This window comes from Streptomyces rapamycinicus NRRL 5491 (assembly GCF_024298965.1).
GTDB classification, from domain to species: Bacteria; Actinomycetota; Actinomycetes; order Streptomycetales; family Streptomycetaceae; genus Streptomyces; species Streptomyces rapamycinicus.
Window position 1 is genome coordinate 6,152,255 of record NZ_CP085193.1, and the last position, 16,031, is coordinate 6,168,285.

Here is a 16,031-nt window from a genome sequence, read left to right on the forward strand (position 1 = left end):
TCAACCGGGCCTCTGATCGCCCCTGGCATATCCACGCCTGGTGATTGATACATGTCTCGAAGAGGTCTCAACTCACCTGCACGGGTGATGCGCGCCACGGCGCTCGCCACCGGCGCGCGCGAAAACGCGGGGCGCTCCCCCCGGTGGGTACGCGGGCGCCGGGGGCGGATACGCGGCGGCGCCCGACGGGTACGCGAGACGGGGGAATCCTCATAAGGTGTGCAGTATTGCCGTGTGCGAACGCTGTGCACGGCCCGAGTCAGGATGGGTCGAGGAGGACTGTCGGTGACCGAGAAGAGCCCCAAGCTGCGCGCCGCGCTGGACGGCATCCCGACGTACAAGCCCGGGAAGCCGGCCGCCACGGGCGGCCCCCTGGCCTTCAAGCTCTCCTCCAACGAGAACCCCTATCCGCCGCTGGCCGGGGTGCTGGAGACGGCCGCGAACGCCGCCGCCTCCTTCAACCGCTACCCGGACCTCGCCTGCACCGCGCTGATCGCCGAGCTGGCGAGCCGGTTCGACGTACCGCTTGAGCATCTGGCCGCCGGGACCGGCTCGGTCGGCGTGGCCCAGCAGCTGGTCCAGTCCACGGCGGGGCCGGGCGATGAGGTGATCTACGCCTGGCGGTCCTTCGAGGCATATCCGATCATCACTCAGATCGCCGGGGCGACGTCGGTGCGGGTCCCGCTGAACGACGCCGAGGAGCACGACCTGGAGGCGATGGCCGACGCCATCACCGACCGCACCCGGCTGATTTTCGTCTGTAACCCCAACAACCCGACCAGCACCGTGGTGGGCCGGGCCCAGCTGGAGCGGTTCCTGGACCGGGTGCCGTCCGATGTGCTGGTGGTGCTGGACGAGGCGTACATCGAGTTCATCCGGGACGAGCGGGTCCCCAACGGGATCGATCTCTACCGGGACCGGCCGAATGTGTGTGTGCTGCGCACCTTCTCCAAGGCGTACGGCCTGGCCGGGCTGCGGGTCGGCTTCGCGATCGCCCATGAGCCGGTGGCGGCGGCGCTGCGCAAGACCGCGGTGCCGTTCGGCGTCAGCCAGCTCGCCCAGGACGCGGCGGTGGCCTCGCTGCGCAGCGAGGACGCGCTGCGCGAGCGGGTGGACGCGCTGGTCACCGAGCGGGGCCGGGTGTGGGAGGCGCTGACCGCCCAGGGGTGGACGGTCCCGGACTCGCAGGCGAACTTCGTCTGGCTGCGGCTGGGGGAGCGCACGGCCGACTTCGCGGCGGTGTGCGAGGCGGCCGGCGTGGTGATCCGTCCGTTCCCGGGTGAGGGCGTGCGGGTGACCATCGGCGAGCGCGAGGCGAACGAGATCTTCCTGCGGACGGCGGAGGAGTACCGCAAGGAGCTCTGAGCCCTTGGCAAGGGCGTCGCCAGGGGCCCAACGGCCCTTCCGAGAGGCGCGCAGCATACCCATACGTGTCCCATTCGCCCCCTACCACCCCCGGTGGGAGGGGGCGAAGCCATGTGCGTATCATTGCTTGTGAATGTGAATACGTTCACAAGCTCGCTCCGCGGGCAGGCACGACCGTAAGGAGAGATTCAGGTGAATCTGGCTCTGGCGCCGGAGACGCTGGCCCGGTGGCAGTTCGGCATCACGACCGTCTACCACTTCCTCTTCGTGCCGCTGACGATCTCTCTCGCCGCGATCACGGCGGGTCTGGAGACCGCCTGGGTCCGCACCGGCAAGGAGAAGTACTTCCATGCCACCAAGTTCTGGGGAAAGCTCTTCCTGATCAACATCGCGATGGGCGTGGTCACCGGCATCGTGCAGGAGTTCCAGTTCGGCATGAACTGGTCGGACTACTCCCGCTTCGTCGGTGATGTCTTCGGCGCCCCGCTCGCGATGGAGGCCCTGCTGGCCTTCTTCTTCGAGTCCACCTTCATAGGTCTGTGGATCTTCGGCTGGGACAAGCTGCCCAAGAAGATCCACTGCGCCTGCATCTGGATCGTCTCGCTCGGCACGATCCTCTCGTCGTACTTCATCCTGGCCGCCAACTCCTGGATGCAGCACCCGACCGGCTACACCATCGACAAGGCCACCGGAAAGGCCCAGCTCACCGACATCTGGGCGGTGCTGACCCAGAACACCACCCTGGTCGTGGTATTCCACACACTGACCGCGGCCTTCCTCACCGGCGCCGCCTTCATCATCGGGATCTCCTCCTTCCATCTGCTGCGGGCCAAGCGCCGCCGGGAGCGCGGCGAGGAGCTGGGCGAGCAGCGGAAGAAGCAGATCGGGGCGATGCGGGCCTCGCTGCGGGTGGGTCTGGTGGTCGCGGTCATCGCGGGGCTCGGTACGGCGATCAGCGGTGACCAGCTCGGCAAGGTGATGTTCGAGCAGCAGCCGATGAAGATGGCGGCGGCCGAGGCCCTCTGGGACACCCAGGCGCCCGCGCCCTTCTCGGTCTTCGCCGTCGGCGATGTCGGCAAGGGGCACAACAGCGTCGAGCTGGAGGTCCCCGGGGTGCTCTCCTTCCTGGCGCACAGCAACTTCACCGACTCCGTCCCCGGTATCAATGACATCGCCCAGCGGGAGGCCGACGCCTACGGCGGCCAGCCCGATGACTACATCCCCAGCATCTTCATGACCTTCTGGGGCTTCCGGCTGATGATCGGCTTCGGGATGACCTCGTTCGTCGCCGGGCTGATCGGGCTGTGGACGACCCGCCGCAAGCGATGGCTGGCGCCCGCGTTCCGCACCGGCTCGGACGAGGTGCCCCGGCTCATGCTCACCAAGAAGCGCGAGCTGAGTCCGCTGCTGTCCACCTGGTCCTGGCGGATCTCCATCCTCACCATGGGCTTTCCGCTGATCGCCAACTCCTTCGGCTGGATCTTCACCGAGATGGGCCGGCAGCCATGGGCGGTCTACGGGCTGATGAAGACCGCCGACGCGGTCTCCCCCGGCGTCAGCCGGACCGAGGTGCTGATCTCGCTCGGCGTCTTCACGCTGCTGTACGGGGTGCTCGCGGTCATCGAGGTGCGGCTGCTGACCAAGTACGCCAAGGCCGGACCGGACACCGACGAGAAGCCGCCCGCCAAGGACCCGAAGCTGCGGCTGCCGTCGAGCGGCCCGGGCGGCCCAGGCGGTCGCGGCGGTCCGGGTGGTCCTGGCAGTCCGGACGGCGGGGCCTCCGCCGAGGACGAGGACGCCGACAAGCCGCTGACCTTCGCGTACTGACGGCCGTAGAGGATCACCGGAGAGGATCATGCACCTTCACGACTTCTGGTTCCTGCTGATCGCCTTCCTGTGGACGGGCTACTTCTTCCTGGAGGGCTTCGACTTCGGCATCGGCGTGCTGACCAAGCTGCTCGCCCGCGACCGCACCGAGCGCCGGGTCCTGATCAACACGATCGGGCCGGTGTGGGACGGCAACGAGGTCTGGCTGATCACGGCGGGCGGGGCGACCTTCGCCGCCTTCCCCGACTGGTACGCGACGCTCTTCAGCGGCTTCTATCTGCCGCTGCTGGCCATCCTCGTCTGCCTGATCCTGCGCGGTGTCGCCTTCGAGTACCGGCACAAGCGCCCCGAGGACCGCTGGCAGCGCAACTGGGAGCATGCGATCTTCTGGTGCTCGCTGCTGCCCGCGTTCCTCTGGGGAGCGATCTTCGCCAATCTGGTGCACGGGGTGCCGATCGGCCGGGACGGGAACTACGCGGGCGGTCCGTCGGATCTGATCACGCCGTACGCCCTGCTGGGCGGGGTGGTCACGCTGGTGCTGTTCACCTTCCACGGCGCCGTCTTCGCCGCGCTCAAGACGGACGGGGACATCCGGACCAGGGCGCGGCGGTACGCGGCCCGGCTCGGTCTGGCCACCGCCGTGGTCGCGGTGCCGTTCCTCGTCTGGACGCAGGGCGACAGCGGGAACGCCCGCAGCCTGGTGGCCGTCGTCATCGCCGTTCTGGCGCTGGCCGCGGCGCTGATCATGAACCAGCGGGGGCGTGAGGGATGGGCGTTCGGGCTGTCCGGGGTGGCCGTCGCGGCGGCCGTCGCGATGCTCTTCCTGGCGCTCTTCCCCGAGGTCATGCCCTCCTCGCTGGACCCGGCGTGGAGCCTGACGGCGGCGAACGCCGCCTCCAGCCCCTACCCGCTCAAGATCATGACGTGGGTCGGCGCCATCATGATGCCGCTGATCATGGCCTACCAGGCGTGGACGTACTGGGTCTTCCGTAAGCGCATCGGCACCCGGCACATCCCCGCCGCCCACTGACACGGGTGCGGTGTTTCACGTGAAACCAATCGACCCCCGGCTGCTGCGGTACGCACGGGCCACCCGCTTCTTCCTCGCCGCCTCCGTGGCGCTGGGCCTGGCCGGGGCGGGACTGGTCATCGCGCAGGCGATGCTGATCGCCGAGATCGTGGTGGGCGCCTTCCAGCGGGGCGACGGCGTGACGGCGCTGACGCTTCCGCTGGGGCTGCTGGCGCTGGTCGCCGTCGGCCGGGCGGCTGTCTCCTGGCTGACCGAACTGGCCGCCCATCGGGCCGGTGCGGCGGTCAAGTCGGAGCTGCGGCTGCGGCTGCTGGAGCGGGCCGTACGGCTCGGGCCGAGCTGGCTGGACTCCCGGCGGACCGGTGAACTCACCACCCTCGCCACCCGGGGCATCGACGCCCTGGACAACTACTTCGCGCGCTATCTGCCCCAGTTGGGGCTGGCCGTGGTGGTGCCGGTGGCGGTGCTCGCCCGGATCGTCACCGCGGACTGGATCTCCGCGCTGATCATCGTCGCCACGCTGCCGCTGATCCCGCTGTTCATGATGCTCATCGGCTGGGCCACCCAGTCCCGGATGGATCGTCAGTGGCGGCTGCTGTCCCGGCTGTCCGGGCACTTCCTCGATGTCGTAGCCGGGCTGCCCACTCTGAAGGTCTTCGGGCGGGCCAAGGCCCAGGCCGCCTCGATCCGTGCGATCACGGGCGACTACCGGCGGGCCACGCTCAAGACGCTGCGGCTGGCCTTTCTGTCCTCCCTGGCCCTGGAGCTGCTGTCCACGGTGTCGGTCGCGCTGGTCGCGGTCGACATCGGAATGCGGCTGGTGCACGGGGAGATGGACCTCTTCACCGGACTGGTGGTGCTGGTGCTCGCCCCCGAGGCGTATCTGCCGCTGCGGCAGGTGGGCGCGCAGTACCACGCGGCGGCGGAGGGGCTGACGGCGGCGGACGAGGTGTTCGCGGTGCTGGAGCGCGAGCCCGCTGGGACGGGCGGCGCGCCCGCCCCCGACGCCCGGGGAGCCGCGCTGGCGTTGGACGGGCTGGTGGTCCGCCACTCCGGGCGTACCGAACCGTCCCTCGTCCGGACCTCGTTCGAGATCCGCCCGGGGGAGACGGTCGCCGTCGTGGGCCCCAGCGGCGCCGGGAAGTCGACCCTGCTGAACGCCGTGCTGGGCTTCGCCGCGCCGCACGAGGGCCGGGTGCTGATCGGGGACCGGGACCTGGCATCCCTGGACCCGGAGAGCTGGCGGCGCCAGATCGCCTGGGTGCCCCAGCGCCCGTACCTCTTCGCCGGGACGATCGCGGAGAACGTCCGGCTGGCCCGGCCGGACGCCGACGACGAGGCGGTACGAGCCGCCCTGCGCGACGCGGACGCGCTGCGTTTCGTCTCCGCGCTGCCGGACGGGCTCGAGACCCGGCTGGGCGAGATGGGCGCCGGACTCTCCGCGGGCCAACGCCAGCGGATCGCCCTGGCCCGTGCCTTCCTGGCCGACCGCCCGGTGCTGCTCCTGGACGAGCCGACGGCGAACCTGGACGGCGAGACGGAGGCGTCCGTCGTCGAGGCGGTGCGTCGGCTCGCCGCGGGCCGCACGGTCCTCCTGGTCGTCCACCGCCCGGCACTGCTGCCGCTGGCGGACCGGGTGCTGCGTCTGCCGGGGCCGGGGCGGGGCTCTGGGGCTGCTGGCCCTGGTGGGTCGGCGGCAGCAGCGCCCGGGGTCGAGCGCGCGTCGGCGGCGGACGTCGTACGCGGTTCTGGTGGGCTGCGCCCGCTGCCCGTGGATCCGCCCGCGTCGGTGGTGGACGGCGCGCGCGCGGCTGAGCGCCCGCGCGCGGGGGCGCGTGAGTCCGCGCCGGAGGCGTCTGCGGGTACGTACGGGCCGACGGCGGGCACGGGACCGGGCAGGCGGCTGAGCGAGGTACGGCGCGGGCCGGACGGCACGGGTCTGAGTGCGTCGGGTGGCCCAGCAGCGTCGCAGGGCGCGGCCGCGTCGTCGCGCGGCTCGGCCACCCGCCCCCGCCGGGGCGCTCTGGCGCGGGTGCGGGGGGCCGCGCGTGGCGGGCGGGGGCGGTTTGGGCTGGCGTTGTTGCTCGGGAGCCTCGCCCTGCTGAGCACGGTCGGGCTGATGGCCGTGTCCGGGTGGCTGATCTCGCGGGCCGCGCAGCAGCCGCCCGTGCTCTATCTGATGGTGGCGGTCACCGCGACCCGGGCGTTCGGGATCGGCCGGGCCGTCTTCCGCTACGCCGAGCGCCTGGTCTCGCACGACGCCGTACTGCGGGTGCTGGCCGAGCTGCGGGTCGCCGTCTACCGGAGGCTGGAGCGGCTGGCGCCCGCCGGGCTCGGCCGGACGCGCCGCGGCGATCTGCTCTCCCGGCTGGTGGCCGATGTGGACACCGTGCAGGACTACTTCCTGCGCTGGCTGCTGCCCGTCGCCACCGCCCTGACCGTCGGCGCGGCCTCGGTGGGCTTCCTCACCTGGGTGCTGCCCGAGGCCGGGGCCGTACTGGCGGCGGGGCTGCTGGTGGCGGGGGTCGTGGTGCCCGCCGTGTCCGGGGCGCTCGCGCGGCGCGCGGAACGGCGGCTGGCACCGGCGCGCGGTGCTCTGTCGGCGCAGGTCGTGGACCTGCTGGCGGGGACCGCCGAGTTGACCGTCGCGGGCGCGCTGCCGCGCCGGCTGGACGCGCTGCGCCGGGCCGACGGGGTGCTCACCCGGATCGCCCGGCGGACGGCGGCCGCCGCCGGTACGGGCGCCGGGCTGTCCGCGCTGGTCTGCGGTCTTACCGTGGCGGCCGCGGCGTGGGTGGGGGTTCCGGCCGTGGCGGACGGCCGGATCCACGGGGTGTGGCTGGCGGTCGTGGTGCTGACTCCGCTCGCCGCCTTCGAGGCCGTCGCGGGGCTGCCGCTCGCGGTGCAGCACCGACAGCGGGTGCGGCGGGCCGCGGAGCGGGTGTACGAGGTGCTGGACGAGCCGATTCCGGTGCGTGAGCCCGACGAGGCGGGTCGAGATGGGGCGGGTCGCGAGGAGGTGGTGCGCGAGGAGGCGCCGAGTGCGCCGTATCCGCTGGTGCTGCACGGGATCACCGCCCGCCACCCGGGGCAGGCCGTCCCCGCCCTGGACGGATTCGGGCTGGAGTTGCGCCCGGGCCGCCGGGTCGCGGTTGTCGGACCGTCCGGGGCGGGCAAGACCACCCTCGCCCAGGTACTGCTCCGCTTCCTGGACACCGAGGGCGGCACGTACACCCTGGCGGGCCGGAACGCCGCCGCCCTGGACGGGGACGCGGTGCGGCGACTGGTCGGCCTCTGCGCCCAGGACGCCCATGTGTTCGACAGCTCGCTGCGCGAGAACCTGCGGCTGGCGCGCCCCGGCGCGAGCGATGACGACCTGCGCGCGGCACTGGCCGCGGCCCGGCTGCTGGACTGGGTGGACGGGCTGCCGGACGGCCTGGACACGCTCGTCGGCGAGCAGGGCGCACGGCTCTCCGGCGGCCAGCGGCAGCGGCTGGCGCTGGCCCGCGCGCTGCTGGCGGACTTCCCCGTACTGGTCCTGGACGAGCCCGCCGAGCACCTGGACCTGCCCACGGCTGACGCCCTGACCGCCGACCTGCTGTCGGCGACCCAGGGACACACCACCGTCCTGATCACCCACCGGCTGGCGGGCCTGGGCGCGGTGGACGAGGTGATCGTCCTCGACGGCGGCCGCGCCGTCCAGCGCGGGACGTACGCGGAACTGGCCTCGGCCGACGGCCCATTCCGCCGGATGCTGGAGCGCGAGGCGGTGGAGGGCGGGGCCCTGGTGGGTGCCGGGTAGCCGGGTGTGGGTCAGGGCCCGTCCGGCGGAGCTTGACGCCTGCGGCGGGCCCCTTTCCCCTCCCCGCCCCTTCCCTCAACTGGGGCTCCGCCCCAGACCCCGAGGGGCATGCGATGCCTGGTGCGCACCCCCGGCACCGCTGGGGGCGTCCCCCGCACCGGACGAGCGGGCTTGCGGCGCCTGCCGCCGCCCCGGAGTCCAGGGGCGAAGCCCTCGCGTGGTCCACCGGACACTCCGTGGGGCCCGCGAAGATCCGCCGGACAACCACTGGCCCACGCCGGGGCTGCCCAGCGCCCACCGGCACTCCGCGCGGGAGCGCCGTATCACGCATCCCGGCCCCGCGTGATCCGCTGGACAACCTCCGGGGGGTCGCAGGCACGCGGCCGGACAGGGGCATGAGCTGCCGCATGGGTCGGCCCTGGCCCGTGTGGGCCGCCCCACGGCACCTCCGAAGCGGCGGAAACGGTGCCCAGCGCTCACAACAGGGCGTTTACCTGCGGCATTCATTAGGCTCGACGCATGGCGGCCGCTGCCCCCTCCCCCGACCCCCTGGATGTGGCCGCGGAGGCGACCCGCGGTCTGCGGGGGCTGTCCACCGAGCTCACGGCGCGCCTGCCGCGGCTGCTGGAGGCGATGCGCTCGCTCGGCACCGGGCCGGACGCGCACACCGTCCTCGACCGGATCGTCCGCACCGCGGCCGAGCTGGTGGGCGCGCGCCGGGCAGCGATCGGGGTGCACCGCACCGAGGGCGACGCCGCCGCCGCGAGCCAGGGCCTGGCCGATGTGGTCACGTACGGCGTGACGGAGGCCGACCGGGAGCGGTGCGCGGAGCTGCTCGCCGACGCGTGCCGCACCGGAACGCCCACGGCCGCCGAGCCGCCGGGCCCGTCCCAGCCGCCAGGCCCCTCCCAGCCGTCGAGCGCGTATCTCACCGTTCCGCTGCGCGTCGGGGAGGAGATCTTCGGCGTCCTCTGTCTCGCGGAGAAGCGGGACGGTGGTCCGTTCACCGACTCCGACCGGCATCTGGTCGAGGTGCTGGCGACCGAGGCGGGGATCGCCATCGGCCACACCCGTGTCCAGGGGGCCACCCGGCAGCGTGAGCGCTGGATCGAGGGGTCGGTGGCCGTGACCCAGGCGGTGCTGTCCGGAGGCGCCGGGGACGGACCGGCCGTGGTCGCAGAGAAGGCCCGGGAGCTCGCGGACGCGGCGGTGGGCATCGTGCTGCTGCCGGAGGACGGCGATGACGGGCTGAAGGCCGTGGCGGTGGCCGCCGATGAGCGGTCCGGGCTGCTCGGCGCGGTACTTCCGGCCCGCTCTCCGGCCGTGCCGAGGCTGCTGGCCGGGCAGCCGGTCCTCATCGAGGACCCGGCCGCCGATCCGCTGCTCGGCACCGGCGTCCCCGGGCGCTACGGACCGAGCATGATGGTGCCGCTGAGCAGCGGGGACCGGGTGTTCGGCGTGCTGGCCACCGCGCGGGAGCGCGACGCCGACCCGTTCACCGCCACCGAGCGCACCCTGGCCGCCCAGTTCGCGGCGCAGGCGGCGGTCGCGCTGGTGCTCGCCGAGGCGCAGCACGACCGGGAGCGGCTCGCGGTCCTCGAGGAGCGCGACCGGATCGCCCGCGACCTCCACGACCTCGTCGTCCAGCGGCTCTTCGCGACCGGGATGCTGCTGGAGGGCGCGGAGCGCCAGTCGGACGCACCGGAGGTACGGGAGCGGATCGAGCGGGCCGTCGAGGAGCTGGGCGCCACCATCCAGGAGGTACGGACGGCGATCTTCGCGCTGCAGCAGACTCCGCCCGAGACCCCGCCCGGGCTGCGCGGCCGGGTATTGCGGGAGGTCAGGGCGGCCGCCGTGCCGCTGGGCTTCCAGCCGTCGCTGACCTTCGTGGGCCCGGTGGACGACCTGGTCGTGTCCGTGACCGGCGCCCATCTCGTCGCGGCACTGCGCGAGTCGCTGTCCAATGCCTTCCGGCATGCCCGGGCCGAGCGGATCGAGGTGGTCGTGGACGCCACCACCCGGCTCGCGGACGGACGGCCTGCGGTCCGGCTGACGGTCGCGGACGACGGGGTGGGGGTGCCCGCGGACGGGCGGCGCAGCGGTCTGGCCAACCTGGCACGGCGGGCCGAGGCGCTGGGCGGATCGAGCACCTTCTGCCCCGGCCTCGGGGAGGACGGCCGCGGCACGGCAGTGGTGTGGGAGGCACCCCTGCCGAGCGAGGACGCCTGAGGCGCGGCTCCCTGGTGAGGGAGCCTGAGGGCAACTGCCTGCCGAGCCGGGGGCGAGCCCGGGCCCTGAGGCGCTGTTGCCGGGCGAAGGTGCCTGTGGGGCCGCTGTCGAGCCGAGGGTTTGACCGGCCGGTGGCCGGGCTGGGGCCCGGCGGGGTGCTGGGCCGGTGACAGGGGGCCGTGGGGCGGGGGTTGTCGCCCGGCCGGCCCAACGGCTCACCTACGCGGGCCAACTAGCGCCTCGTCAGAGTGCGGGTCGTGGTGGCCGACGGTGGGATGAGGCTCGCGGGCCGTTCGGTCCTTCGTATCCCATCGCACTCCGCGACAGATGTTGGCCCGACCGCGGGGAAGGAAGTCATGACGTGAACAGCCAGAGTCCCACTCCCAAGCGATCCCGGACGCGTCGCCGGGTTCTGTTCGCCTCCGTCGCGGCAGTCGCCGCCGTCTCCAGCCAGATGCTGACCATGTCTCCCGCGGCGCAGGCGGATGACCCCACGGGCGGTGGCCCCGGTCGTCCCAAGCCGCCGAGGCCGCCGGCCATCATCCACGGGATCCAGGAGTTCACCACGGACGGCACCTTCACGCCTCCCGCGGGTGTCACCTCGGTGCACATCCAGGCGTGGGGAGCGGGCGGTGGTGGCGGCGGTGGCGGCGGCGGTGCCACCGCCACGCTGACGGGTACCGGCGGCACCGGCGGCGGCGGCGGATCCGGCGGCTTCACCTGGTGTGTCATCCCGGTGACGCCGTTCGCCACCTACACGGTGGACCTGGGCACCGGTGGCACCGTCGGGACCCTTGGACCGGGTGGTGCCGCGGGCGGCAACCCCGGCTCGGCGGGTGGAACCGGTGGCAACGGCGGCACGACGACTCTGACCTCCGTGGCCGGCACCCAGCTCGCCGCCACGGGCGGCACCGGCGGCACGGGCGGTGGCGGTGGCACGGCTGCCCCCGGCACCCCGGGCACCGGCGGCACCGGCGGCACCGGTGCCTGCAACAGCCTCTCCGTGGTGAACCGCAGCGGTGAGAACGGCGCGAGCGGCGCCGACGGCGGCGAGGGCGGCGACGCGGTCGACGGCATCGTCGAGCTGCCCCCGACGAACAGCAGCGCGGGCGGCGACGGCGGCGTCGGCGGCCCCGGCGGCAACACCCCCGGCTCCAACGGTGCCCCCGGCACCGCCGGTGGCAACGGCTACGCGGTCATCTTCTGGTAAGACCCCCGGTCAGGCGAACCGCCCCCCAGGCCCTCACGGTGCCCGGGGGGCGGTGTCAACCCGGGGCGGCGTCGAGGGGAGAAGGGGGCGCGTGCCTAACCCGCCAGGATCCGCTCGATGACGACGGCGACGCCGTCCTCGGTGTTGGCGCCCGTGCGGTGGGTGGTCGCGGCGAGCACATCCGGGTGGGCGTTGGCCATCGCGTACGAGGTGCCCGCCCACATCAGCATCTCCAGGTCGTTGGGCATGTCCCCGAACGCCACGACCTCAGAGGCCGAGATCCCGCGCTCGGCACAGCACCGGGCCAGGGTGCTGGCCTTGCTGACCCCGAGACCACTGACCTCCAGCAGGGCGGACGGGCTGGAGCGGGTGAAGTCGCCGTAGGCCCCGGCGACCGTGCGGGCCAGCTGGAGGAAGCTGTCGGGCGCCAGTTCGGGGTGGTGGGCGAGCAGCTTGAGGACCGGCATGTCGGCGTGCGCGAATCCGTCGTGGAGCAGCTTCTCGGCGGGCGCGACGACCGCGCCCGGGTCGAGGTGGAAGGGCGGGTACTGCGGTTCGTAGAAGATCCCGCCGCTGCGCTCGACCGCGAAGGACGTGCCCGGGGCCGCCTCGCGCAGCGCCGCCACGATGGTGAGGGCCCGGTCGGTGGCGAGCGGACGGACCTCGACCGGCAGCCCGCCCTGGTGCAGATCGACCACGGCGGCGCCATTGGCGCAGATCGCCAGGCCGTGGCCGTGCACATGGGCGCTGACGACGTCCATCCAGCGGGCCGGGCGGCCGGTGACGAAGAACACCTCGATGCCCGCCCGCTCGGCCGCCGCGAGCGCCGTCACGGTGCGGTCGGAGACCGTCTTGTCGTCCCGCAGCAGGGTGCCGTCGAGGTCGGTGGCGATCAGCCGGGGCCGGGCCGGGGCGGGGCGGAAACGCTCTGGGGCCGGGGTGTTCGGCCGGTCGGTCGCAGGAGTCACGGCAACCATCCTCCCGCATATGCCACTCATCGATGAGGGCACGGTGCTGGGGTGGGCCGCTCGGGTGCGCGCCTGCTCGGGTGTGCTTGCTCCGGTGAGCTCGCCCGGGCGTCCCGTCGGTACGGCTCGGTACGGGCCGGTACGCGTCAGTACGTCCCGGACGGCTCGGTACGGCGTTGTCACCCCCACCGCTTAGGCTCGCGGTATGCGAGTGAGCACCGTGATCCTGCCCATCCACCGTTGGTCCGAGGGCGGCCGGAAGACATGGCAGCGCGCCGAGGAGCTGGGTTTCCACGCCGCGTACACCTATGACCACCTGTCCTGGCGCAGCTTCCGCGACGGCCCCTGGTTCGGGGCGGTCCCCACGCTGACGGCGGCCGCCGCGGCGACCTCGCGGCTGCGCCTGGGCACCCTCGTCACCTCCCCGAACTTCCGGCATCCGGTGACGCTGGCCAAGGAGCTGATCACGCTGGACGACGTGTCCGGCGGGCGGATCACCCTCGGCATCGGCGCGGGCGGCTCCGGCTTCGACGCGACGACGCTGCTGCGCGGCGGCGAGGAGCCGTGGTCGCCCCGGGAGCGGGCGGACCGGTTCGGCGAGTTCGTCGACCTGCTCGACCGGCTGCTGACGCACGACGCGGTGACGTACGAGGGCACGCACTACAGCGCGCAGGAGGCGCGCGACATCCCCGGCTGTGTGCAGCGGCCGCGGCTGCCGTTCGCGGTGGCCGCCACCGGTCCGCGCGGGCTGCGGCTCGCGGCGCGGTACGGCCAGGCGTGGGTGACCACGGGCGATCCGAAGATCTCCGAGACGGGCACCCCGGCCGATTCGCTGGCCGCCATCGGCGGCCAGATCGACCGGCTGGGCAAGGCGTGCGCGGAGGCCGGGCGGGACACCGGCGACCTCGACAAGATCTTTCTCACCGGCTTCACCCCGGCTGGCACAGGGCCGCTGAGCTCGGTGGACGCCTTCGTGGACTTTGCCGGACGCCATGCCGAGCTGGGCATCGAGGAGATCGTGCTGCACTGGCCGATCCCCGATTCGATCTTCGCTGCCGACCTCGGGGTCTTCGAGAAGATCGCCACGGACGGCGCGGCCCAGATAGCGCGGCCCAGATAGCCGGGTAAGCGGCGCGGGCCGGACAGCTCGCCGGAGAAAGGGCGACAGCGCGCGGCGCGGATCGCCCGATAAGCGGCAGAATCGGGTATAGAGCCTTTGGCGTCGCGTCACTGGGGAGGCATCCCATGCCGCATACCCGCTATGCCCCGGACCGTGGGCTGACCACGCGCATGGTCACGACGATGTTCTTCATCGGGCTGCTCTATGTGGTCTTCATCGGTGTGCTGCTCGCCGTGTTCAAGGGCGCCTGGCCGCTGATCGTGATCATCGCGGGAGGGTTGTTCGTGGCGCAGTTCTGGTTCAGCGACCGGATCGCGGCGTTCAGCATGGGCGCCCGGGAGGTCACCCCGCAGCAGGCCCCCGAGCTGCACGGCGCGGTGGACCGGCTGTGCGCGCTCGCGGACATGCCCAAGCCCCGGGTGGCCATCGCCGACACCGATGTGCCGAACGCCTTCGCCACCGGCCGCAATCAGCGCAACGCGCTGGTGTGCGCCACCACGGGCCTGCTGCGGCGGCTGGAGCCGGAGGAGCTGGAGGGCGTGCTCGCCCATGAGCTGTCGCATGTGGCGCACCGCGATGTGGCGGTCATGACGATCGCCTCCTTCCTCGGTGTGCTGGCGGGCATCATGACCCGCGCGGCGCTGTGGGGCGGGCTCAGCCGGGGCAGCCGTAACAACAACGTGGGCATCGCGGTGCTGCTCATCCCGCTGATCAGCGCCGTGGTCTACGCGATCAGCTTCCTGCTGACCCGGCTGCTGTCCCGCTATCGCGAGCTGTCCGCCGACCGCGCCGGTGCGTTGCTGACCGGGCGGCCCTCGGCGCTCGCCGCCGCGCTCACCAAGGTGACGGGGCAGATGGCCCGGATCCCGACCCGGGACCTGCGCAAGGTCGAGCCGTACAACGCGTTCTTCTTCGCGCCCGCGCTCTCCGGTGAGAGCGTCAGCCGGCTGTTCTCCTCGCATCCGACGCTGGAGCGGCGGCTCGACCAGCTCGCCCGCATCTCCACCCAGCTGGGCCAGGCGGGAAGGGGCTGAGGCATGAGGCTGCTGGACGCCATCCTGGGCCGCACCAAACCGGTGCGCCCCGACCTCGACCGGCTCTTCGGGCTCCCGGGAGCCGCGGTCAGCCTGGAGGCGGGGGCCGGGTTCACCCCGACCGGCCGGGGCTCGGTCTGCTTCGCGAGTGTGGAGGGCGGCGCCTTCTTCCAGCTCCAGCGGGATGTGCGGGAGCTGCTGGACGCGGACACGGACCGGGGCGGGGTGCCCGTGGAGTTCAGCCAGGACGCGTACGGCTACACCTGGCTGCTGGCCCGGCAGCGGCCGGACGACGTGGCCTCGCTGGTGAACGATCTGCACGCGGTCAATTCGCTGCTCCAGGACGGGGGCTTCGGCCCCCAGCTGCTGTGCTCGCTGATCGGCTTCCAGGACACGGCGGGGCGTTCGCTCGCGCTGGTGTACCTCTACAAGCGCGGCACCTTCTACCCGTTCGCGCCGCTGCCGGGCGCCGCGGAGAAGCGGGACAACGCGCTGGAGCTCCAGATGCGGGCGCTGCTCGGAGACGATCTGCGGATCGAGGAGGACCTGAGCCGCTGGTTCCCGGTCTGGGGCGCACCGGGTCTCTGACGTTCCCGTTCCCGGCCGGAAGGTCCGACTCCGGCCGGTCGTTTTCGTACCTTCCCCTCCCCGAGTTTTCGTAACTCCCCCTCCCCGAAGGGGAATCCACGCGCCGGGCGGTGCGTCAGGCATAGGACCGGGCTCGCAGGGCACCTTCTACCTTCGACATCGCACGACGGAATGTGGCCTGACGCCCGGGGGAGGGTCAAATGAGTTACTTGCGCGGATTCATGCCATGGATCGCCCTCGCGATCGTGTCCACGCTGGGCTGGCAGTGGGGCGCCCTGGCCGGGCTGGCGCTGGGTGCGGCGCTGCTGATCCGGGCCCGTCGGGCGGGCCTGGCCGCCGACGCCCTCATCCTCGAGTGCAGCACGGTGGCCTTCTTCACCGCGCTGACGGTCTTCGCCTTCGCCCGCCCCGACAGTGGACTCAAGGACTACGTCGGCGCGCTGGCGCTGGGCTGGCTGGCCGTCACCGCCTGGACGACGCTCGCCGTGGGGCGGCCCTTCACCACCGGTATCGCCCGGCGCCAGGCACCGCCCGAGGTGTGGGACACCTATGCGTTCAGGCATATCAATGTGGTGATCACCCGGGCCTGGGCCACCGCCTTCACCCTCTCCGCCGCGGCCATGGTCGTGGTCGTCTCCGCCGGTCTGGGCGTGGTGGCGGCGCTGGCGGCGCAGTTCGCCGGGTTCGTCCTTCCGGCCCTGTTCACCGCGTGGTACCCAGGATGGGCGCGGTCCCGGCTGGCTCCCGCGGCACATCGGGCATAAGCCCCCGGACCGGCTGTGGATACCCTCGGTAATCCCCTCCGGTCGGGGTCTGTCCCCTACGGGCGCGTCAGACCCGAGGACGAGGTGAATCCCA

At 72.8% G+C, this 16,031-nt stretch carries 11 protein-coding genes; 10 read left to right on the forward strand and 1 reads right to left on the reverse strand.

Going from position 1 to position 16,031, the window contains the following annotated elements:
* Nucleotides 1-285 precede the first annotated feature (285 nt).
* The 6 genes from hisC (at nucleotide 286) to LIV37_RS25785 (ending at nucleotide 11,463) form a co-directional block, all read left to right on the forward strand.
* Entirely contained in the window at nucleotides 286-1,365 is a 1,080-nt protein-coding gene (hisC, locus tag LIV37_RS25760) for a histidinol-phosphate transaminase (RefSeq protein WP_020870023.1), read from the forward strand.
* Nucleotides 1,366-1,557: 192 nt separating this feature from the next.
* Nucleotides 1,558-3,192, forward strand: coding sequence for a cytochrome ubiquinol oxidase subunit I (locus tag LIV37_RS25765; RefSeq protein WP_020870024.1), 1,635 nt, complete (start codon nucleotides 1,558-1,560; stop codon nucleotides 3,190-3,192).
* Between the two features lie 28 nt (nucleotides 3,193-3,220).
* On the forward strand, nucleotides 3,221-4,222 hold the full coding sequence (gene cydB, locus LIV37_RS25770; protein WP_020870025.1) for a cytochrome d ubiquinol oxidase subunit II: 1,002 nt from the start codon (nucleotides 3,221-3,223) through the stop codon (nucleotides 4,220-4,222).
* A 19-nt stretch (nucleotides 4,223-4,241) separates the two neighbouring features.
* Nucleotides 4,242-8,024 carry a thiol reductant ABC exporter subunit CydD gene (gene cydD / locus LIV37_RS25775; protein ID WP_020870026.1) on the forward strand — a complete coding sequence of 1,261 codons (3,783 nt, stop codon included), beginning with the start codon at nucleotides 4,242-4,244 and terminating at the stop codon, nucleotides 8,022-8,024.
* A gap of 519 nt (nucleotides 8,025-8,543) precedes the next feature.
* Nucleotides 8,544-10,253: a sensor histidine kinase gene (locus LIV37_RS25780; protein WP_020870027.1), complete on the forward strand. Its 1,710-nt coding sequence runs from the start codon at nucleotides 8,544-8,546 to the stop codon at nucleotides 10,251-10,253.
* 361 nt (nucleotides 10,254-10,614) lie between these two features.
* On the forward strand, nucleotides 10,615-11,463 hold the full coding sequence (locus LIV37_RS25785; protein WP_020870028.1) for a hypothetical protein: 849 nt from the start codon (nucleotides 10,615-10,617) through the stop codon (nucleotides 11,461-11,463).
* A gap of 95 nt (nucleotides 11,464-11,558) precedes the next feature.
* Here LIV37_RS25785 and LIV37_RS25790 read toward each other — a convergent pair whose 3' ends face one another.
* On the reverse strand, nucleotides 11,559-12,440 hold the full coding sequence (locus LIV37_RS25790) for a Cof-type HAD-IIB family hydrolase (protein ID WP_214663059.1): 882 nt from the start codon (nucleotides 12,438-12,440) through the stop codon (nucleotides 11,559-11,561).
* Between the two features lie 196 nt (nucleotides 12,441-12,636).
* Here LIV37_RS25790 and LIV37_RS25795 point away from each other — a divergent pair, with 196 nt between their 5' ends.
* The 4 genes from LIV37_RS25795 (at nucleotide 12,637) to LIV37_RS25810 (ending at nucleotide 15,937) form a co-directional block, all read left to right on the forward strand.
* Nucleotides 12,637-13,551, forward strand: a complete 915-nt coding sequence (locus LIV37_RS25795) for an LLM class flavin-dependent oxidoreductase (RefSeq protein ID WP_121824512.1) — start codon at nucleotides 12,637-12,639, stop codon at nucleotides 13,549-13,551.
* A 125-nt stretch (nucleotides 13,552-13,676) separates the two neighbouring features.
* Nucleotides 13,677-14,585 carry a zinc metalloprotease HtpX gene (htpX, locus tag LIV37_RS25800; protein WP_020870031.1) on the forward strand — a complete coding sequence of 303 codons (909 nt, stop codon included), beginning with the start codon at nucleotides 13,677-13,679 and terminating at the stop codon, nucleotides 14,583-14,585.
* A 3-nt stretch (nucleotides 14,586-14,588) separates the two neighbouring features.
* Complete coding sequence (gene pspAB / locus LIV37_RS25805; RefSeq protein ID WP_020870032.1) at nucleotides 14,589-15,173, forward strand: PspA-associated protein PspAB; 585 nt, start codon at nucleotides 14,589-14,591, stop codon at nucleotides 15,171-15,173.
* A 200-nt stretch (nucleotides 15,174-15,373) separates the two neighbouring features.
* Nucleotides 15,374-15,937, forward strand: coding sequence for a hypothetical protein (locus LIV37_RS25810; protein WP_121824511.1), 564 nt, complete (start codon nucleotides 15,374-15,376; stop codon nucleotides 15,935-15,937).
* The last annotated feature ends 94 nt before the right edge of the window (nucleotides 15,938-16,031 follow it).

Bases quoted from the DNA above. Each gene is read 5' to 3' on its own strand.
- htpX (WP_020870031.1), top strand. From the start codon at position 13,677: ATGCCGCATACCCGCTATGCCCCGGACCGTGGGCTGACCACGCGCATG.
- LIV37_RS25795 (WP_121824512.1), top strand. From the start codon at position 12,637: ATGCGAGTGAGCACCGTGATCCTGCCCATCCACCGTTGGTCCGAGGGC.
- cydB (WP_020870025.1), top strand. From the start codon at position 3,221: ATGCACCTTCACGACTTCTGGTTCCTGCTGATCGCCTTCCTGTGGACG.
- LIV37_RS25780 (WP_020870027.1), top strand. From the start codon at position 8,544: ATGGCGGCCGCTGCCCCCTCCCCCGACCCCCTGGATGTGGCCGCGGAG.
- LIV37_RS25790 (WP_214663059.1), bottom strand. From the start codon at position 12,440: ATGGTTGCCGTGACTCCTGCGACCGACCGGCCGAACACCCCGGCCCCA.
- LIV37_RS25810 (WP_121824511.1), top strand. From the start codon at position 15,374: ATGAGTTACTTGCGCGGATTCATGCCATGGATCGCCCTCGCGATCGTG.
- pspAB (WP_020870032.1), top strand. From the start codon at position 14,589: ATGAGGCTGCTGGACGCCATCCTGGGCCGCACCAAACCGGTGCGCCCC.